The organism is Arthrobacter sp. P1_D4, from assembly GCF_056406115.1.
On record NZ_JBFUAU010000008.1, the window covers coordinates 146,727 to 166,372 of the forward strand.

A 19,646-nucleotide genomic window follows, 5' to 3' on the forward strand; every position below is an offset into this window, starting at 1 on the left:
GTCCAGACAAGCCACTGCCTGTTGCACTGGGCCGCGTGCGCAGACCCAAGGACTCAGGGGGACCCAACGGACACAGCCTAGCGCCGCGGCCGCCCACGGCACAGATGAAAAGCGGATCAGTTATCGGCGGATCCGCGCTCCAGCAGGGGCTGGATCCGGAACGGGATCAGCTCGCCCATCGCCAGTGCGGTATCGGTCCGGTCCACGCCGTCGCACGCCAGTATCTTGCCGTTGATCCGGAACAGGTCCTCGGCGTCGAGCGCCACCACCCGCAGGAGCAGATCGGCCGAGCCCGTCAGGCCGTAGCCCTCCAGGATTTCCGGAATCCCGGCGAGCTCGACGGCGAGGGGTCCGAGCTTCTGCTGCTGGACGTGGACGGAGATGAAAGCCATCAGCGGGTATCCCAGGGACACCGGGTTGATCCGCCGCTCGAAGGAGAGGAACACGTGCTTCTTCTCCAGCTGGGCCATCCTGGCCTGCACCGTATTGCGCGAGAGTCCGAGCTTCTGGGCGAGGGCAACCACGGTCCGCCGGGGGTCCCGCGCCATGGCTGAAAGCAGGCGGGTGTCAGTGCCATCCAAGGTTTGCATAATGCGCAAGATTAGCACGGTTGACGGACGCCAAACAGGGCATAATGCTCAATATTTTTGCGGGTGGTTGTACCCGATGAGCATTGTGAGTAGGGTCACAATTATCCGGGGCAACGGCGCCCGGGCGGCTGGCGCGCCGCGGGATCACGAGTCCTGCGAGTTCCGGTCAGACGACGTCAGAAGGTGCGGACAACAGTGTTTACCGACGACGCGGGCAAGGGCGGCATTGCCGCCGGGGGCCCCGGAAACAGTGAAAATTCTATGAGGCGGACGGGCGGCGACCTCGTCCAGCTCATCACCCCGGCGGGCGAGCGCATCAGCCATCCCGAGTTCGATCCCTGGCTCCAGGACGTCAGCGATGAGCAGCTCTGCGCGCTCTATGAGGACATGGTGGTCATCCGCCGGATCGATGCCGAAGCCACGGCCCTCCAGCGGCAGGGCGAACTGGCACTGTGGCCGCCACTGCTCGGCCAGGAAGCATCCCAGATCGGCTCGGCCCGCGCCCTCCGCGAGGACGATTTTGTCTTCCCGAGCTACCGCGACAACGGCGTCGCCTACTGCCGGGGAGTGAAGCCGGAGGACCTCGTCCGTGCCTGGCGGGGCAATGCCTCCGCCGGCTGGGACCCGTTCACCGTCAACGTTGCCACCCAGCAGATCATCATCGGTGCGCAGAGCCTGCACGCCACGGGCTACGCCATGGGCATCCAGAACGACGGCGCCGACTGCGTCGCCGTGGCCTACTTCGGCGACGGAGCCACGAGCGAAGGCGACGTCAACGAAGCCATGGTCTTCGCCGCGAGCTTCCAGGCGCCTGTCGTCTTCATCTGCCAGAACAACCACTGGGCCATTTCCGAACCCGTCCGGCTGCAGTCCCACATCCAGCTCGCGGACCGCGCCTCAGGCTTCGGCATCCCCAGCATGCGGGTAGACGGCAACGATGTCCTCGCCGTCATGGCAGCCACCCGCATTGCCCTGGACCGTGCCCGGCGCGGCGGCGGCCCCACCTTCATCGAGGCCGTGACCTACCGGATGGGCCCGCACACGACGGCGGACGACCCCACCCGCTACCGGGATGCCAACGAACTCGAGGACTGGGCCGCCAAGGACCCGATCAGCCGGATGAAGTCGCTGCTCGAGCGCAAGGGACTGCTGACCGCGGACCTTGAGGCCGCCGTCGCCGCGCAAGCTGACGCAGTGGCCAAGGAACTCCGGGCCGGGACCATCAACATGCCCGAGCCGCAGCCGCTGGATATCTTCAAGCACGTGTACAGCACGCCCAACTCCTGGCTGGACCGCCAGCAGGAGCACTACTCCCGTTACCTGGCTTCTTTCGGCGATCCCGCAGAAGCCGCTTCTGAAGAAGGTGCACGCTGATGACGCAGATGACCTTTGCCCGAGCCATCAATTCGGGCCTGCGCAAGTCCCTCGAAAACGATCCCAAGGTGGTCCTGATGGGCGAGGACATCGGCGCCCTTGGCGGCGTCTTCCGTGTCACGGACGGGCTGCAGAAAGACTTTGGGAAGCACCGCGTCGTGGACACCCCGCTCGCCGAGTCCGGCATCATGGGCACCGCCGTCGGCCTGGCATACCGCGGCTGCCGTCCGGTGGTGGAGATCCAGTTCGACGGTTTCATCTACCCGGCGTTCGACCAGATCGTCAGCCAGGTCGCCAAGATGCACTACCGCACCCAGGGCGCCGTCAAGATGCCCATCACCATCCGCGTGCCCTTCGGCGGCGGCATCGGCTCGCCGGAGCACCACTCGGAATCGCCCGAGGCCTACTTCACCCACACCTCGGGGTTGCGCGTGATCAGCGTGTCCAACCCCCAGGACGCCTACACAATGATCCAGCAGGCCATCGCCTCCGACGATCCCGTCCTGTACTTCGAGCCCAAGCGGCGCTACCACGACAAGGGCGAGGTGGACGAGAGCGTCGACCTGAGTTCTGCCTTGTCCATGGAAAAGGCCCGCGTTGTCACCGAGGGCACGGACGTCACCCTCGTGGCCTACGGCCCGCTCGTCAAGACCGCCCGCGACGCCGCCCTGGCGGCCGCCGACGAAGGCATCTCGGTTGAGGTCATCGACCTGCGCTCGCTGGCACCACTGGACTTCGCCACCCTTGAGGCCTCGGTCCGCAAAACCGGCCGTCTGGTCATCACGCACGAGGCCAGCCAGTCCGGCGGCCTCGGCGCCGAAGTCGCCGCGAGCATCACCGAGCGCTGCTTCTACCACCTCGAGGCCGCTCCCGTCCGCGTGACCGGCTTCGATGTTCCCTACCCTTACTCCAAGCTGGAAATGCACCACCTGCCGGGCCTTGACAGGATTCTCGACGGCGTCGACCGTGCCCTCGGCCGCCCCAACTCCCTCAGCGGGCTGGAAGGATGAGCGCCACCATGATCAAGGAATTCAGGCTCCCGGACCTCGGCGAGGGACTGACGGAATCGGAAATCGTCGCCTGGAAGGTCGCGGTAGGGGATACCGTCACCCTCAACCAGATCATCGCCGAGGTAGAGACGGCCAAGGCCGTCGTCGAGCTGCCCTCGCCGTTTGCCGGCGTTGTCGCGGCCCTGCACGAACAGCCCGGCACCGTTGTTGAAGTCGGGAAGCCGATCGTCTCCTTCGAGATCGAGGGCGACGACGGCGCCGCCGGTTCCGCCGGTGCCGGTGCGGACGGGGCCGCCGCCGGCAAGCGTGAGCCGAACCTCGTGGGCTATGGCGCCGTCCTGGAAGCCTCCGGTCGGCCGGCCCGCCGCGCCCGCACCTTCGCGGCCCCGGCGGCCCCTCCGGCCGTCGCGGCCGAGCCGGTGGCACCGGTCCGTGCTGCTGGGCCGGCCGAAACCCAGCCGGTCGAAACCTCGCCGGCCGCAACCACAGCTGGCGACATGTCGCCGGGGGAGCGCCCGCGGTCCACGCCTCCGGTGCGCAAGCTGGCCAAGGATCTCGGCGTCGACCTCGAGGCCGTGACCGGTACCGGGGAGCGCGGGCTCATCACCCGCGACGATGTGCTGAACTTCGTCGGCGGCGGGGACCTGCCCACGGCCGCCCAGGAACCCGCCGGTGCGACGGCGCAGGCCGCATGGCTTGTCCAGGCCCCGGGCGAGCGCGAGACCCGCACGCCGATCAAGGGCGTACGGAAGTTCACCGCGGCTGCCATGGTGGCCAGTGCCTTCACTGCGCCGCACGTCACCGAGTTCCTGACCGTCGACGTTACGCCCACGATGGAGCTGCTGGCACGGCTCAAGGCCAGCCGCGCGTTCGCCGGGTACAAGCTCACCCCGCTGACACTCGTGTCCAAGGCCGTGCTGATTGCGTTGCGCAACCACCCGACCCTCAACGCCCGGTGGGACGAGGCCAACCAGGAGATCGTCCAGTTCAACTACGTGAACCTGGGCATCGCGGCTGCGACCCCGCGGGGGCTGACCGTTCCGAACATCAAGGACGCGGACCGGATGTCCCTCATGGATCTCTCCTCGGCCCTGACGGAACTGACGGACACGGCCCGGGCCGGGAAGACAAGCCCTGAGGCGCTCTCCGGCGGCACGATCTCCATCACGAACATCGGCGTCTTCGGCATTGACGCCGGCACGCCCATCCTGAATCCGGGCGAGGCAGCCATCCTGGCCCTCGGCGCGGTCCGGAAGATGCCGTGGGAGTACAAGGACGAGGTCGCGCTGCGCCAGGTCATGACGCTCAGCCTGTCCTTCGACCACCGGCTGGTCGACGGCGAGCAGGGCTCGCGGTTCCTCCAGGACCTCGGGGCCATGCTGGCCGATCCGGGCATGGTCCTCGCGATGGTCTAGGTCCCTGCGACACAGCTGCCGGCTGCCCCGTCCGAAAGGAAGGGGCGGCCGGCAGCTTCGTGGTGTGCGGGGCCGACCCGCGGACCCGGGAGGGCGCCCGGGACCGGGGAGTTGCTTAGCTGAGCGGCTCGGTGGGGGCCGGTGCCAGGAGCGCGGCCAGCGCCATGCTTTCCAGCAGCGGCCTGGCGCGGCGGACGCCGATCCGGCGTCCGTGGCTGCGCACCGAGTGCGGGGTCGAATTGATCAGCCCGAACGTGGCGTGCGCGCGCATCCGCAGTTCGGCGGCCTCCCTACCCTCGTGCAGTCCGGCCAGCACGTCCACCCAGAGTTCAACGTAGTTGCGCTGAAGCGTGCGGACCTCGGCCTGGTCCTCGCCGGCCAGGTTGCTGAAGTCCTGGTCCTGGACCCGGATGACGTCCGGGTTGCTCAGGGCAAAGTCGACGTGGAAGGCCACCAGCCCGCCCAACGCCGCCAGATCGCCGTCGGAATCGGCCACTACCTTGCGGCCGCCGTCGAGCAGGTCCTGGCTGACACTGAGCAGCAGGGCGCCGAGGACGGCCTGCTTGCCGGCGAAGTGACGGTAGACCGCCGGTCCGCTGACGCCGGCCGCGGCCCCGAGATCCTCCAGGGAAACGCGGTTGAAGCCCTCCAGGGCAAAGAGCGCAGCGGCGGCGGACAGGAGGGCCTGCCGCCTGTTCGCCTTCGCCTGGCTGCGCTGCGTTGAGGCTGCCTGGGTTGACGGAAGCTGGGCAGTCTGGCTGGGCTCGGTCACCGGCGCATCCCCTCGTTGCAAAATGATCCCTGTGTTGGACATCACAGTTAATAGAGACTAACCTAAATCTCAGTTATGCGGTACTAACCGAAATAGTCGGGCGGCCTGAGTTGCCGCTCGGGCGCGCAAGTCCGCGCAGGTCAGGGAACGGAAGCAGTCAATGGAGACAATCGCCAGCCGGGTGGATGCGACGAGCACCGCCTACGCCGCGAACCGGGAGGCCCAACTGGGGCTGGCCGGCGAGCTGAGGGAACGGCTCGCCACCGCCGCGCTGGGCGGGCCCGCGAAGTCCCGGGAACGCCACGTGGCGCGCGGCAAGCTCCTGCCGCGCGAGCGCATTGACCAGCTGCTCGACGACGGCAGCCCCTTCCTGGAGATCGCCCCGCTGGCCGCGGACGGCATGTACGACGGCGACTCGCCCGGTGCAGGCGTCATTGCCGGCATCGGGCTGGTGCACGGCCGCCAGGTGCTGGTCATTTCCAACGACGCCACAGTCAAGGGCGGCACCTACTATCCGATGACAGTGAAGAAGCACCTCCGCGCGCAGGAAATCGCGCTGGAGAACCGGCTGCCCTGCATCTACCTCGTGGACTCCGGCGGGGCGTTCCTGCCCAAGCAGGACGAGGTCTTCCCGGACAAGGAACACTTCGGCCGGATCTTCTTCAACCAGGCGAGGATGTCCGCGGCGAAGATCCCGCAGATCGCGTCCGTGATGGGCTCCTGCACCGCCGGCGGCGCGTACGTTCCGGCGATGAGCGACGAGACCGTGATTGTCCGCAACCAGGGCACCATCTTCCTGGGCGGCCCGCCGCTGGTGAAGGCCGCGATCGGCGAAATCGTGACCGCGGAGGAACTTGGCGGCGGCGACGTGCACTCGAAGATTTCCGGGGTCACGGACCACCTGGCCGAGAACGATGAGCATGCCCTCCAGATCGTCCGCGACATCGTCTCCACCCTGCCGAAGCCTGCCGCACCCGTCTGGGACGTGGACACCGCCGTCGAGCCCGTTGCCGACCCGGATGAGCTCTACGGTGCCGTGCCCACGGACGTCAACGCCCAGTACGACGTGCGTGAGGTCATCGCCCGGCTGGTCGACGGCAGCCGGTTCCACGAGTTCAAGAAAAACTACGGCACCACCCTGGTCACGGGCTTCGCCAAGCTGCACGGCCACCCCGTGGGCATCGTGGCGAACAACGGCGTGCTGTTCAGCGAGTCCTCCCTCAAGGGAGCCCACTTCATCGAACTGTGCGACCAGCGCGGGATCCCGCTGATCTTCCTGCAGAACCTCTCCGGCTTCATGGTCGGCAAGGACTACGAACAGGGCGGCATCGCCAAGAACGGCGCCAAGATGGTCACCGCCGTCGCCACCGCCCGCGTGCCCAAGCTGACCGTCGTGATCGGCGGGTCCTTTGGCGCCGGGAACTACTCGATGTGCGGACGCGCCTACTCCCCGCGCTTCCTGTGGATGTGGCCGGCGTCGCGGATCTCCGTGATGGGCGGCAACCAGGCTTCCAGCGTGCTCGCGACCGTGAAGCGGGACCAGTACGAGGCCCGCGGCGAGGAATGGTCCGCCGCGGACGAGGAAGCCTTCAAGGCCCCCATCAAGGCCCAGTACGAGGACCAGGGCAGCCCCTACTACTCCACCGCCCGCCTCTGGGACGACGGCGTGATCGACCCCGCGGACACCCGCACCGTCCTGGGACTGGCGCTCGACGTCGTCTCCCGCGCCCCGCTGCCGGAGACCTCCTTCGGCCTCTTCCGGATGTGAGCCAGCCATGAACCTTTCTTCGCCGACCATCTCTTCGCCCACCACGCCTTCCGTGGCCACCCCTCCAGCCACCCCCACAACCGGCACCCCGTTGTTCGGCACCGTGCTCGTCGCCAACCGCGGCGAAATCGCCTGCCGCGTCATCCGGACCCTGCGCGCCCTCGGCATCCGTTCGGTCGCCGTCTATTCCGACGCCGACGCCGACGCGCGGCACGTGCGGGAAGCCGACGTGGCGGTCCGGATCGGCCCCGCCGCGGCCACCGAGAGCTACCTCAAGATCGAGGCCATCATCCAGGCCTGCCGCGACACCGGCGCCGAGGCCGTGCACCCCGGCTACGGCTTCCTGAGCGAGAACGTCGACTTCGCCCGTGCCCTCGAAGCCGCCGGGATCACGTTCATCGGCCCCGGCGTCGAATCCCTCAACGTCATGGGCGACAAGATCCGCTCCAAGAACCACGTCACCGGCTACGGCGTCCCCGTGGTCCCGGGCATCGCTGAACCCGGCATGAGTGACGCGCAGCTGATCGAGGCCGCGGCCGGCGTCGGGTTCCCGCTGCTGATCAAGCCCTCCGCCGGCGGCGGCGGGAAGGGCATGCACATCGTCGAACGCGCCGAGGACCTGGAAGCCACCCTGGCCACCGCACGCCGGGTCGCCGCGAGTGCGTTCGGCGACGACACCTTGTTCCTGGAACGGCTCGTGCTCACGCCGCGGCACATCGAGGTCCAGATCCTGGCGGACAACCACGGCAACGTCATCCACCTGGGGGAGCGCGAGTGCTCGCTGCAGCGCCGCCACCAGAAGGTCATCGAGGAAGCACCGTCCCCGCTGCTGGAATCCCTGCCCGACGGAGCGGAGATCCGCGCCCGGATCGGCGAGGCCGCCTGCCAGGCCGCGCGCAGCGTCCACTACTCCGGCGCCGGGACCGTGGAATTCCTGGTCTCGGACGCCGCCCCGGACGAGTTCTTCTTCATGGAGATGAACACCCGCCTGCAGGTCGAACACCCGGTCACCGAGATGGTCACCGGCATTGACCTCGTCGAATGGCAGGTGCGCATCGCCGCCGGCGAGGAACTTACGGTGACCCAGGCCGACGTCGTCCTGACCGGCCACTCCGTGGAGGCACGCGTCTACGCTGAGGTGCCGGAGAAGAACTTCCTGCCCTCCGGCGGTGAAGTGCTGCTGCTGGACGAATTGCCCGGCCCGGCCCAGCGCCCGAGTGCTCCGGCCCGCAACGAAGTCGAAACGGCCCACGGCCGCGTCCGGGTGGACTCCGCCCTCGTCCACGGACTCGAGATCTCCTCCAGCTACGATCCGATGATTTCCAAGGTCATTGCCTGGGGCCAAGACCGAACGACTGCCCTCGATACCTTGGACGAGGCGCTCGCCGGGTACACAGTGCTGGGCATCGATACCAACGTCGAATACCTGCGGCTGCTGATCAACGACGCCGACGTCCGCGCCGGCCGGCTCGACACCGGCCTGATCGAACGCAAGATGCCGGAATTCAGCTTCCGGCGGGTGGGCGACAGCGAACTTGTGGTCGCCGCACTGTACGCCTTGGCCATGGCGGAGGAAGCCAAGCAGGAGGAGCGTGAAGGCAGCCCGTGGCAGCGCCGCGACGGCTGGCGGATCGGTGCGCCGGCGCCGCGCCGGATCAGCCTGGGAACCCCCGACGGGGGCGTCGCCACAGTGGAGGTGAGGGGCCCGGTCGCGGGGGAGCAAGTCACTGTAAGGGTTAACGGAGGTCCGCAGCTCACAGCCTTCATGGAGTTCACCGCGCGGGATCGCCCGGTGCTCACCCTCGAGGGCGAGACCAGCAGTTATGCACTTGCACCCGTTCGCACCGGTCCCCCCGCCCAGAGCTGGATGGCTCCCGATCCCCGCGTCCTGTCGGAAATCTTCCTCGGCAGCGAGGGCTGGTCCTGCCGCCTCGAGGTGCTCACCCGGGAGACCCGGCTTGCCCGGGTGTTGGCGGCGATCGAACGCGAGGAAGGCGCCGCCGACCCGGCGGTGCGCTCGCCGATGCCCGGCACCGTGGTGTCCGTGTCCGTCAGCAACGGCGACACCGTGGAGGCCGGCCAGGTCCTGCTCTCGGTCGAAGCCATGAAGATGGAGCACCAGCTCGTGGCGCCCCTGGACGGAACCGTCCACATCAGCGTCGGCTCCGGCGACCTCGTCAAGGCAGACCAGGTGCTGGCGACGATCCACCCCGCCGTCCCGACGGAGCCCTCGAAAGCCGAGGACACGATCGAGGAAGCGGTCATCGCCATGGGCGCGGCCGAATGACCGCACCCTACTGACACCACCGCCCTCACCCCGGCTGACCAACCACAGCGCAGCCAACACCCCTTTTCACCAGACCACAGATGTACCTCAGACACAGGAGACACCCCATGGCAGATTTTGAACTCAGCGAGGACTACCAGATCCTTAGCGACACCGTCCGCGAATTCGCCGACGAGGTGGTGGCCCCTGTCTCCGCCAAGCACGACGAAGAGCACAGCTTCCCCTACGAGGTCGTCTCCCAGATGGCGGACATGGGCCTGTTCGGCCTGCCGTTCCCGGAAGAGTTCGGCGGCATGGGCGGGGACTACTTCGCTCTGGCCCTGGCCCTGGAACAGCTCGGCCGGGTGGACCAGTCTGTCGCGATCACCCTCGAGGCCGGCGTCTCGCTCGGTGCGATGCCGATCCACCGCTTCGGCAACGAGGCGCAGAAGCAGGAATGGCTGCCGCTGCTGGCCTCCGGCAAGGCGCTCGCCGGCTTCGGCCTGACCGAGCCGGAAGCCGGCTCGGACGCCGGCGGGACGAAGACCACCGCCAAGCTGGGCGGCGGAGAGTGGGTCATCAACGGCAACAAGGAGTTCATCACCAACTCCGGCACCGACATCACCAGGCTCGTCACCGTCACCGCGGTCACCGGCCAGGAGGAACGCGCGGACGGCAGCATCAAGAAGGAAATCTCCACCATCCTGGTGCCCACCAACACTCCGGGCTTCACCGCGGAAAAGGCCTACAACAAGGTCGGCTGGAACGCCTCGGACACCCACCCGCTGACGTTCAACAACGTCCACGTCCCCGAGGAGAACCTGCTCGGTACCCAGGGCCGCGGCTACGCCAACTTCCTCTCCATCCTGGACGAAGGCCGGATCGCGATCGCGGCCCTGGCCGTCGGCGCCGCCCAGGGATGCGTGGACCAGTCGGTGAAATACGCCAAGGAACGCAGCGCGTTTGGGCAGAACATCGGCAAATACCAGGCCATCGCATTCAAGATCGCCCGGATGGAAGCCCGCGCCCACACGGCCCGCCTGGCCTACTACGACGCGGCCGCCCGGATGCTTGCCGGCAAGCCGTTCAAGACGCAGGCGGCCATCGCTAAGATGGTCGCAGGCGAGGCAGCCATGGACAACGCGCGGGACGCCACCCAGGTGTTCGGCGGCTATGGCTTCATCAACGAATTCACCGTGGCGCGCCACTACCGCGACTCCAAGATCCTTGAAGTCGGCGAGGGCACCACGGAGGTCCAGCTGATGCTGATCGCCCGCGAACTGGGACTGTAGCCGGCCGGAAGGATCACCGATGATCAACAAAGTTGTTGCCAGCGCCGCCGAGGCTGTCGCGGACATCCACGACGGCGCCTCGCTCGCCGTCGGCGGGTTCGGGCTGTGCGGCATTCCCGTGACGCTGATCGAGGCCCTGCATGAGCGCGGTGCCACGGACCTGGAAACCGTCAGCAACAACTGCGGCGTCGACGACTGGGGCCTCGGGATCCTGCTCAAGGACGGCCGGATCCGGCGCACCATCAGCTCCTACGTGGGGGAGAACAAGGAGTTCGCCCGGCAATACCTTTCCGGCGAGCTGGAGGTGGTCCTCACCCCGCAGGGCACGCTGGCCGAAAAGCTGCGCGCCGGCGGCGCGGGTATCCCCGCGTTCTACACCCCGGCCGGCGTCGGCACCCAGGTGTCCGAAGGCGGCCTGCCGCAGAAGTACGACGCCGAGGGCAACGTCGCGATTGCCTCCGCCCCGAAGGAAGTCCGCAGCTTCCACGGCGCCGAGTACGTGCTGGAGGAATCGCTGACGCCCGACTTCGGCCTCGTGCACGCCTGGAAGGGTGACCGCCACGGCAACCTCGTCTTCCACGCCACGGCCATGAACTTCAACCCGCTGTGCGCCATGGCAGGGAAGATCACCATCGCCGAGGTCGAGGAGCTCGTGCAGCCGGGGGAGCTGGACCCGGAGCACGTCCACGTCCCGGGGATCTTCGTCCAGCGCGTGGTTCTGGCCCCGCAGGGCGAGAAACGCATTGAAAAGCGGACGGTTGCGGTGGCCACCAGCGCCTCCGGCACACCAAAACTGTCGCCGGAGCAGGCAGGAGCCTAGCCGTGGAAACGAACAAAGCCGCAGAGGCCCCGCCCCGTCCCGAGGCCGTGCGCCACGAATACCGGCGCTCCGCCGTCGAACACGCCGCCGGTGCTGAGGGCAAGGGCTGGACCCGCAATGAACTCGCGGCCCGCGTCGCGCAGGAACTGCACAACGGCCAGTACGTCAACCTCGGCATCGGCATGCCGACGCTGATACCCAACTACATTCCGGCCGGCGTCGAGGTGGTGCTGCATTCGGAGAACGGCATCCTGGGCGTCGGGCCGTACCCGGCCGAGGATGAAGTCGACCCCGACCTGATCAATGCCGGCAAGGAAACCGTCACGGTCAACAAGGGCGCGGCGTTCTTCGATTCCGCAGCCTCCTTCGGCATGATCCGGGGCGGCCACGTGGACGTGGCCGTGCTCGGCGCCATGGAGGTCGCCGTCAACGGCGACCTCGCCAACTGGATGATCCCGGGCAAGATGGTCAAGGGCATGGGAGGCGCGATGGACCTGGTGTTCGGGGCCAAGAAGGTGATCGTGATGATGGATCACGTGGACCGCAACGGCAAGCCGAAAATCGTGGAAACCTGCACGCTGCCGTTGACCGGCAAAGGCTGCGTGGACCGGATCATCACCGACCTCGCCGTGATCGACGTCGTGACCGAGGGCGGGAAGTCCCGGCTGGTGCTGCGGGAACTGGCGCCGAACGTGTCCGTGGAGGACGTCGTGGCGGCCACCGGAGCCGAACTCTTTGAGGAAGACCAGGAACTGACCGTATGAGTGATGCAGGCACGACTTCACCGGGCACAGGCGCGCACCCGGGTACCGGCACCCCCCGGGTGATTGAGCAGCGCGGCCTCTATTTCGATGAGCTGGATGAGGGCGTGGTCTACGCCCACCGGCCGGGCCGGACGGTCACGGAGACGGATAACGTCCTGTTCACCACCATGACCATGAACACCCAGGCCCTGCACCTCGACGCGGCCTGGAGCGCCGGGCAGCCCTTCGGCCAGCGGCTGATGAATTCGATGTTCACCCTGGCCACCGTGGTGGGCCAGTCCGTGCCGCAGCTGACCCAGGGCACCATCATCGCCCAGCTCGGCCTGATGGATGTGTCTTTTCCGCACCCGCTGTACCACGGGGACACCCTCTACACGGAGACGGTGGTGACCGGGAAGAGGCTGTCCGCGTCCCGCCCGGGGCAGGGCATCGTGACCATGCAGCACACCGGACGGAACCAGCACGGGGACGTGGTGGCGCTCGCCGCCCGCAGTTGCCTGATGTGGACACGCGAGGCCCACGCCGCTGCCGAGCTGGAAGCGGCGCAAAAGGGGAGAATAGAGACATGAGTTTCCTGATGGGCCCTGCCCTGCTGTTCTGCCCCGCCGACCGCCCCGAGCGGTACCAGAAAGCCGCGGAACGCGCCGATACCGTGATCGTAGACCTTGAGGACGCCGTTGCCCCTGCCGACAAGCAGCGGGCCCGCGGCGCCATCCTTGCCCAGCTTGGCGCCACCGGCGACGTCCCGGAACTGGATCCGTCCCGCACGATCGTACGGGTCAACCCGGCCGGCACGGACGAGTTCGAGAAGGACCTGCACTGCCTCAAGCACACGCCCTACCGGCACATCATGCTGGCCAAGGCGGAGAGCGCTGCCCAGCTGAGGGAACTCGAGGGCTACAGCGTAATTGCCCTCTGCGAGACGGCCGCCGGCGTCCTCAACGCCGCCGCCATCGCCGCCGAGCCCAATGTGGTGGCCCTGATGTGGGGTGCGGAGGACCTGCTGGCATCGCTCGGCGGAACCTCGAGCCGGGCGGAGGACGGCAGCTACCGGGCCGTCGCGCTGCACGCCCGTTCCAGCGTGCTGCTGGCCGCCGGCGCCTTCGGCAAGGACGCGATCGACGCCGTTTACGTCAACATCCCGGATCTGGCCGGTCTGGCCCTCGAATCCCGTGACGCGGTGGCATCCGGATTCTCGTCCAAGGCCTGCATCCATCCGGACCAGGTGGCCGTCGTCCGCGAAGCCTACGCACCCTCCGAGGCCGACGTCTCGGCAGCCGCGGAGCTGCTCGATGCCGCCTCCGCAGCCGGCTCGGGCGTCTTCCAGTTCAAGGGCAAGATGGTCGACGGGCCCATCCTCAAGCACGCCGCGTCCACACTGCGCCGCGCGGGCCGCGTCGGGTCCTGACCGCGGGACGGCTACCCACCGACACGTGCTCTGGGTTAGTGGGCTGGCCGGCGTCCCGGGGCTGGCGCCGGGCATCGTCGTGGATGCACCTCGACCAGTCTCCGCGGCCACTGCCAATGGGTCCCTGAGTGGCTGCCGGCGTCCCGGAGGATGGCCGGGCATCGTCGTGGGTGCCGAGGTGGGATCCGGCCGGGGTTGACTTCGTCGATTCGCCTCAGATGGCCGGATTGGCTGGTCCTATTGCGGCCATCTGCGTCGAATGGGTGGCTTGTGGCTCTGAACCTCGGCCAGTCTCCGCGGCCCGTGCCCCGCATTTGTGCCACGTGTCCCGGGCTGCCCCAAGAACTGGGCATGCTCAGTGTGGCCGTCATGAACTGGGCATGCTCAGTGTGGCCGTCATGAACTGGGCATGCTCAGTGTGGCCGTCATGAACTGGACATGCTCAATGCTGCCTCCAAGAACCGGACATGTCAGCGGCGCCAGAGGTAGCGGTTCTCCGGCCGGCCCGCGGCTCCGTAGCGGGGCGTCAGCCGGGCATGGCCGTGAACTACGAGGTACTCGAGGTAGCGGCGGGCGCTGACCCGGGACAGGCCCAGTTGCAGCGCCAGGCCGGCCGCCGAGACGTCCTCCGGACTGGCCTTCAGTGCCTCGATGACCGCGTCCAGGGTGGGGCGCGACAGTCCCTTGGGCAGCCGTACGGCGGCCTGGTCTGGCTGGGCGGCCTGACCCGCCGGGGTTTCCGCCGCCCCGGACCGGCGGGAGGGCGCCACCAGGCGGTCGATGCTCGCCTGGTCAAGCGGCCCGGAAGCGCCGGAGGCCAGATGGTCCCGCAGCATGACGTACTCGTCGAGCCGTTCGTTCAATGCCTGCGAGGAAAAGGGCTTGACCAGGTAGTGCAGCACACCGCCGGCCATCGCGCCGCGGACCGTGTCAAGCTCCCTGGACGCGGTGATCACGAGGACATCCACGGGCCGCCGGCGCGCGCGCAGCCGCTGCAGGACGTCCAGGCCGGACATGTCCGGCAGATGGATGTCCAGCAACACCAGCTCCGGGCCCAGCTCCGCGGCCAGATCGATGCCCTGCTGCCCGGTGTGGGCCATGGCCACGACGTCGAATCCGCCGCGTGCGAGCAGGAACCCGTGATGGATCCCGGCCACTGCTACGTCATCGTCAATGATGAGGGTGCGTATGGCGCTCATTGGTTTTGTAGTTCCGCCTCTTTTGTCCTGAGCACTACCGAGAAGCAGGCTCCGCCCAACACCGATGAGGATACTGCCGCCCGGCCTCCGCGCCGGAGGGCAACCCGCTGGACCAGGGCCAGCCCAAACCCGCGGCTGTTGATTCCCTCGGACTCCTTGCTGGTCACGCCGGGCTCGAACACTTTAGCGCGTTCAGGAACCGGGACGCCGGGTCCGTCGTCCTCCACCACGATGGTCCGCCCGCCGTCGGCACTCTCGCCCAGCCGGATGGCAACAGTGCTGTCGTAACCCGCAGCGTCCACAGCGTTGTCGATCAGGTTGCCCAGCACCGTGATGACGTCGCCTGAGTCATCAACCGAGCACAGCGAATCCGGGCTGACGATGATCTCGATGCCGCGCTCGGCGCAGACCGTGGACTTGGCGATCAGCAGCGCATGGACCCCGTGGTCGGTGATTCCGGCCGCCAGCGGCCGGTTCGCGAAGACGGCGTCGTTGTGGCTGCGGCCCAGGTATTCGATGGCTTTGTCCTGCTTTCCGAGCTCCAGCAGCCCGGAGATGACGTGCAGTTTGTTGGCAAATTCGTGCGCCTGGGCGCGGAGTGCCTGCGTCACGTCCACGGCGCCGTCGCGGTCACGCAGGACGGTGTGGAGCTCCGTGCGGTCGCGCAGGATCAGCACCTTGCCGACTTCGCGGCCGTCGACGGTGGCCGCATTGACCTTGCCCAGCAGTATCCGTTCACCCGAGAGCACCAGTTCCTCCGTGGCGGATCCGGCCGAGAGCAAGCGGAGGACCGCCGGTTCCAGGCTTGCCTCTGCAGGGGTCCCGGTGATGTCCCCGGCCAGGGCGAGCAGGCGGCGTGCCTCATCGTTGACCAGCGCGACCCTGCCGTCGGCGTCCACCGCCACCAGTCCTTCACCCAGGCCGTGGAGCATGGCGTCGCGCGTTTCCAGCAGGGCAGCGATGTCCTCGGGCTCGAGTTTGTAGATCCGCCGCCACACCAGTTTCGAGACATACATCGCGCCCATCGAACTCAGCAGCGCCGCCCCGAGCAGCCAGCCGAACAGCTGCGGCATGTCCTCATGGAGGTCAGCGGCCAGGGTGCTCTCCAGCACTCCCACGGATGCGGAGCCGATCACGGCGCCTGCCGCATCGAAGATAGGAACCTTCACCCGCCAGGACTCACCGAGTGTGCCCGTCTGGGTACCCACATAGATCTCCCCGGACAGCGGCACGGACGGATCGGTGGAGACCGGCCGGCCGATTTCCGCCGGATTGGGGTGCGACTGCCGGACCCCGTGCCGGTCCGTCACCACCACATAGGTGACGTTGGATGCCTGCCGGATGACTTCCGCGATCGGCTGGATGGTCTGCGCCGGCGACGATGTGCCGAACGCGTTGATGACCGAGGGCAGCTGGGCAACACTTTCGGCGACGCCGATCAGCCTGCCCTTGTAGGCGTCACGGAGCTGTTGTTCCTGCATCCGGATGGTCACGGCCCCCACCACCGTGAGGACAGCCAGCACGATGCCCAGCTGCAATGCGACCAGCTGGAACCGAAGGGGAATCCTGTGAAACATGTCACAAGTTTCCCATTGCGGGCGCAGCCCGCCCGCCAAAAAGACGGCCAGGGCCGTGACCAATATGACCACTACTACCTCTACGGCCAAATGCTGTTGCCGTTCGGCGGGCGCTCCTAGGGTCAGTGACGTGATTCCAATGATGTGCATCACATTCGCTCAAGGAGAAACCATGACTGCCCAGAACTTTTTCACGCGGCCCGCTTTCACGCGTCCCACCCACACACGTCGCGCCGCCCTCATTGCCGGCGCCGCCGGAGTCGTCCTGGCCATGTCCGCCTGCGCGGGAAGCGGAACCGGCACGGCTGCCGGCGGGTCCGCGGGCGCCGATCCGATCAAGAAGCTCAGCATCATCGTCCCGGCCAACCCCGGCGGCGGCTGGGACCAGACCGGACGCGCCATGCAGCAGGACCTGCAGACCAACAAACTCGTCTCCTCCGCCCAGGTCACTAACATTGGCGGCGGCGGCGGGACCAACGGCCTCGCCAAGCTCGCCACCGAGAAGGACGTCAACACCCTCATGGTGATGGGCTACGTCATGGTGGGTGCGGTCGAGACCAATGGCGCCAAGACCCGGCTCGAAGACACCACCCCGATCGCGCGGCTCACCGAAGAGCCGCTGGTTCTCGTGGTGCCGGCGTCGTCGAAATACCAGTCGGTCGCCGACCTCGTCGCGGACATCAAGGCCAACGGCAAGGGCGTGGCCATCACGGGTGGCTCGGCCGGGGGCGCGGACCACATCCTGGCCGGGCAGATCCTGAAATCCCAGGGCGTGGAAGCGGACAAGCTGAACTACATCGGCTACTCCGGCGGCGGCGAGTCCATCGCGGCGCTGCTCGGCAACAAGGTCCAGGCCGGCATCTCCGGCGTGGGCGAGTATGCCGAACAGGTCAAGGCCGGCAAGGTCCGGGCGCTCGCCGTCTCCGGAAAGGCCGAGGCCCCGGCGCTTCCCGGGATCAAGCCGCTCAAGGACCAGGGGATCGACGTCGTGCTGACCAACTGGCGCGGCGTGGTGGCCCCCGGGTCCATCGACGACGCCCAGCGAGCGAAGCTGACCGACGTCGTCACCAAGCTGCACGCGTCCGAGGCCTGGAAGTCCACCCTGACCAAGAACAACTGGGACGACGCGTTCCTGGCCGGTGACGGCTTCAAGACCTTCCTGACCGAGGACATCGCCAAGGTCAAGACCACCCTGACCCAGATCGGCCTGGTCAAGTAACAGTGTCTGACCTCGCATCAACGTCGGCACCCGCCGCGGCGCCCGCCAAACGGCCGACAGGGGAGATCCTGTTCGCCCTCGTGTTCGTCAGCGTGGGCGTCGCGGGCCTGGCGACGGCGGGATCCATTCCGATCCCGCCGTCGGAGACCGGCATCGGCCCGCGGGCCTTCCCCTACATCGTGTGTGGCTTGCTGGTGCTGTGCGGCGCCGGGGTGGTCCTGCAGGTCCTCCGCGGCAAAGTCGGGCAGGCCGAGGACAGCGAAGACCTGGACGTGACCGCCAAGACCGACTGGGTGGCCCTGGCCAAACTCGTGGGTTTCGTGGTGCTGCACATCTTCCTGATCGAGCCGGCCGGCTGGCCGGTGGCCGCCGCCGTGCTCTTCAGCGGTGCCGCCTGGTCCCTGGACGCCAAACCCCTCTGGAAGGCGATCGGCGTGTCCGTGATCCTGGCGCTGGTGCTGCAGTACGTCTTCGGCGGCCTGCTCGGCGTGTCCCTGCCGCCGGGGCCGCTGCTCGAGGGGGTGCCGTTCTTCCATGGATAGCTTCATGCTCCTGCTCGAGGGATTCAGCACCGCGCTGCAGCCCGTCTACCTGCTCTACGCGCTGGGCGGGGTCTTCGTCGGCACCGCCGTCGGGGTGCTGCCCGGCATTGGCCCCGCCATGACCGTGGCCCTGCTCATGCCCATCACGTATGCCCTGGACCCCGCGGCCGCGTTGATCGTGTTCGCCGGGATCTACTACGGCGGCATGTACGGCGGTTCCACCACTTCCATCCTGCTGAACACGCCGGGCGAGTCCTCCTCGATCGTCACGGCGCTTGAAGGGAACAAGATGGCCAAAGCCGGCAGGGGAGCGGCAGCCCTGGCGACGGCGGCGATCGGATCCTTCATCGCGGGCACCATCGCCACGGTCCTGCTGACCTTCCTGGCACCCGTCGTGGCCGACTTCGCCGTCGGCCTCGGCCCCGTGGATTACGTGGCCCTCATGGTGGTGGCCTTCCTGACCGTCGGCGCGCTGCTGGGCGCCTCCGTCCTGCGCGGCCTGGCATCCCTGGCGCTCGGGCTGTTCATCGGCCTGATCGGCATCGATGACAGCACGGCCCAGCAGCGCTTCACGTTCGACAACCCCACCCTGGTGGACGGCGTCGACATGGTCCTCGTGGCCGTGGGCCTCTTTGCCCTCGGCGAGGCGCTATATGTCGCATCGAAGCTGCGGCACGGCCCGGTGGAGCTGATCCCGGTCAGCAAGGGCAAGAACGCCTGGCTGTCCAAGGAGGACTGGAAGCGGTCCTGGAAGCCGTGGCTGCGCGGAACCTTCATCGGGTTCCCGATCGGCACCGTCCCGGCCGGCGGCGCCGACGTCTCCACGTTCCTGTCCTACGCCGCCGAGCGGAAGCTGGCCAAGGGCGCCAACAAGGCCCAGTTCGGCAAGGGCGCGATCGAAGGCGTCGCCGGACCGGAAGCGGCCAACAACGCGGCGGCCGCCGGTGTCCTGGTGCCGTTGCTGACCCTCGGAATCCCGACGACGGCGACGGCGGCCATGATGCTCACGGCGTTCCAGCGCTACCAGATCCAGCCCGGTCCGCTCCTGTTCGAAAACCAGGGCGCGCTTGTCTGGACCCTGATCGCGTCGCTGTACGTCGGCAACCTCATGCTGCTGGTGCTGAACCTGCCCCTGGTGGGCCTGTGGGTGAAGATCCTGCAGATCCCGCGGCCCTACCTCTACGCCGGCATCCTGGTCTTCGCCGCGCTCGGCGCCTTCTCGGTGAACTTCTCCCCGAGCGACGTCGGCATCCTGCTGGTGGTGGGCATCCTGGGCTACTTCATGCGCCGCTACGGCTATCCCGTGGCGCCCATGGTGGTGGCGATGATCCTGGGGCCGATGTTCGAGGTGCAATTGCGGCGTTCGCTGCAGCTCTCGCAAAACGACCCCACGGCCTTGTTCTCCTCGCCATTCGCCCTGGTGGTGTACGTCTCCATGGCACTGATCTTCGCCGCCTCGTGGTGGCTGCGCCGCCGCCAGACAACGTTGGAGGCTGCGCCGGCGAAGGAAGAGGTCTCCGTCTAAGCGCGGGCGTTGAACTGAATTTGCCGCAAATGGCCGGAATGACGACACTCATTCCGGCCATTTGCGGTAAACGGCCCACGGGAACGCACCGCCCCGGGCCGCACC

Annotated in this window: 18 protein-coding genes; 14 read left to right on the top strand and 4 right to left on the bottom strand. The window is 67.7% G+C overall.

The features are described from left to right. Positions 1-116: 116 nt before the first annotated feature. A complete protein-coding gene (locus AC1D0A_RS09360) occupies positions 117-590 on the bottom strand; it encodes an Lrp/AsnC family transcriptional regulator (protein WP_026266622.1) in 474 nt (157 codons plus the stop codon). 195 nt (positions 591-785) lie between these two features. On the opposite strand from AC1D0A_RS09360, the gene pdhA reads away from it, so the two are divergent. The 3 genes from pdhA to AC1D0A_RS09375 are packed head-to-tail and all read left to right on the top strand — an operon-like array spanning position 786 to position 4,389. Continuing rightward, positions 786-1,964, top strand: coding sequence for a pyruvate dehydrogenase (acetyl-transferring) E1 component subunit alpha (gene pdhA, locus AC1D0A_RS09365; protein WP_374706662.1), 1,179 nt, complete (start codon positions 786-788; stop codon positions 1,962-1,964). Beyond that, positions 1,964-2,974: an alpha-ketoacid dehydrogenase subunit beta gene (locus AC1D0A_RS09370; RefSeq protein WP_476945658.1), complete on the top strand. Its 1,011-nt coding sequence runs from the start codon at positions 1,964-1,966 to the stop codon at positions 2,972-2,974. The genes pdhA and AC1D0A_RS09370 overlap by 1 nt, the downstream gene beginning before the upstream one ends. Next, on the top strand, positions 2,971-4,389 hold the full coding sequence (locus AC1D0A_RS09375) for a dihydrolipoamide acetyltransferase family protein (RefSeq protein WP_476945659.1): 1,419 nt from the start codon (positions 2,971-2,973) through the stop codon (positions 4,387-4,389). The genes AC1D0A_RS09370 and AC1D0A_RS09375 overlap by 4 nt, the downstream gene beginning before the upstream one ends. A 115-nt stretch (positions 4,390-4,504) precedes the next feature. On the opposite strand, the gene AC1D0A_RS09380 is transcribed toward AC1D0A_RS09375, so the two are convergent. Beyond that, complete coding sequence (locus AC1D0A_RS09380) at positions 4,505-5,203, bottom strand: SACE_7040 family transcriptional regulator (RefSeq protein ID WP_476945660.1); 699 nt, start codon at positions 5,201-5,203, stop codon at positions 4,505-4,507. Positions 5,204-5,321: 118 nt separating this feature from the next. On the opposite strand from AC1D0A_RS09380, the gene AC1D0A_RS09385 reads away from it, so the two are divergent. From AC1D0A_RS09385 to AC1D0A_RS09415, 7 genes are all read left to right on the top strand, one after another. Next, positions 5,322-6,929, top strand: a complete 1,608-nt coding sequence (locus AC1D0A_RS09385; protein WP_243179619.1) for a carboxyl transferase domain-containing protein — start codon at positions 5,322-5,324, stop codon at positions 6,927-6,929. Between the two features lie 7 nt (positions 6,930-6,936). Further along, entirely contained in the window at positions 6,937-9,216 is a 2,280-nt protein-coding gene (locus AC1D0A_RS09390) for an acetyl/propionyl/methylcrotonyl-CoA carboxylase subunit alpha (protein WP_476945661.1), read from the top strand. Positions 9,217-9,323: 107 nt separating this feature from the next. Next, complete coding sequence (locus tag AC1D0A_RS09395) at positions 9,324-10,487, top strand: acyl-CoA dehydrogenase family protein (protein WP_223914042.1); 1,164 nt, start codon at positions 9,324-9,326, stop codon at positions 10,485-10,487. Positions 10,488-10,506: 19 nt separating this feature from the next. After that, positions 10,507-11,307 carry a CoA transferase subunit A gene (locus AC1D0A_RS09400; RefSeq protein WP_243179617.1) on the top strand — a complete coding sequence of 267 codons (801 nt, stop codon included), beginning with the start codon at positions 10,507-10,509 and terminating at the stop codon, positions 11,305-11,307. Positions 11,308-11,309: 2 nt separating this feature from the next. Next, positions 11,310-12,071 (top strand): CoA transferase subunit B, encoded by a 762-nt coding sequence (locus tag AC1D0A_RS09405; RefSeq protein ID WP_028277096.1) that lies wholly within the window; start codon positions 11,310-11,312, stop codon positions 12,069-12,071. Continuing rightward, positions 12,068-12,640, top strand: a complete 573-nt coding sequence (locus AC1D0A_RS09410; RefSeq protein WP_476945662.1) for a MaoC family dehydratase — start codon at positions 12,068-12,070, stop codon at positions 12,638-12,640. The genes AC1D0A_RS09405 and AC1D0A_RS09410 overlap by 4 nt, the downstream gene beginning before the upstream one ends. Then, positions 12,637-13,479 (top strand): HpcH/HpaI aldolase/citrate lyase family protein, encoded by an 843-nt coding sequence (locus AC1D0A_RS09415; protein WP_079551424.1) that lies wholly within the window; start codon positions 12,637-12,639, stop codon positions 13,477-13,479. Before AC1D0A_RS09410 ends, AC1D0A_RS09415 begins: the two co-directional genes overlap by 4 nt. 470 nt (positions 13,480-13,949) lie before the next feature. Here the strand turns inward: AC1D0A_RS09415 and AC1D0A_RS09420 are convergent, their stop codons facing one another. After that, positions 13,950-14,678: a response regulator gene (locus tag AC1D0A_RS09420; RefSeq protein WP_243179615.1), complete on the bottom strand. Its 729-nt coding sequence runs from the start codon at positions 14,676-14,678 to the stop codon at positions 13,950-13,952. After that, entirely contained in the window at positions 14,675-16,255 is a 1,581-nt protein-coding gene (locus AC1D0A_RS09425) for an ATP-binding protein (RefSeq protein ID WP_476945663.1), read from the bottom strand. The genes AC1D0A_RS09420 and AC1D0A_RS09425 overlap by 4 nt, the downstream gene beginning before the upstream one ends. On the opposite strand from AC1D0A_RS09425, the gene AC1D0A_RS09430 reads away from it, so the two are divergent. Genes AC1D0A_RS09430 through AC1D0A_RS09445 form a run of 4 tightly spaced genes read left to right on the top strand, consistent with a single transcriptional unit; the run spans position 16,247 to position 19,541 of the window. Then, positions 16,247-16,375, top strand: coding sequence for a hypothetical protein (locus AC1D0A_RS09430; protein ID WP_476945664.1), 129 nt, complete (start codon positions 16,247-16,249; stop codon positions 16,373-16,375). The genes AC1D0A_RS09425 and AC1D0A_RS09430 overlap by 9 nt on opposite strands. A 52-nt stretch (positions 16,376-16,427) precedes the next feature. After that, complete coding sequence (locus AC1D0A_RS09435; protein ID WP_476945665.1) at positions 16,428-17,474, top strand: Bug family tripartite tricarboxylate transporter substrate binding protein; 1,047 nt, start codon at positions 16,428-16,430, stop codon at positions 17,472-17,474. A 2-nt stretch (positions 17,475-17,476) separates the two neighbouring features. Beyond that, entirely contained in the window at positions 17,477-18,016 is a 540-nt protein-coding gene (locus AC1D0A_RS09440; RefSeq protein WP_243179612.1) for a tripartite tricarboxylate transporter TctB family protein, read from the top strand. Beyond that, positions 18,009-19,541, top strand: coding sequence for a tripartite tricarboxylate transporter permease (locus AC1D0A_RS09445; RefSeq protein ID WP_243179611.1), 1,533 nt, complete (start codon positions 18,009-18,011; stop codon positions 19,539-19,541). Before AC1D0A_RS09440 ends, AC1D0A_RS09445 begins: the two co-directional genes overlap by 8 nt. The last annotated feature ends 105 nt before the right edge of the window (positions 19,542-19,646 follow it).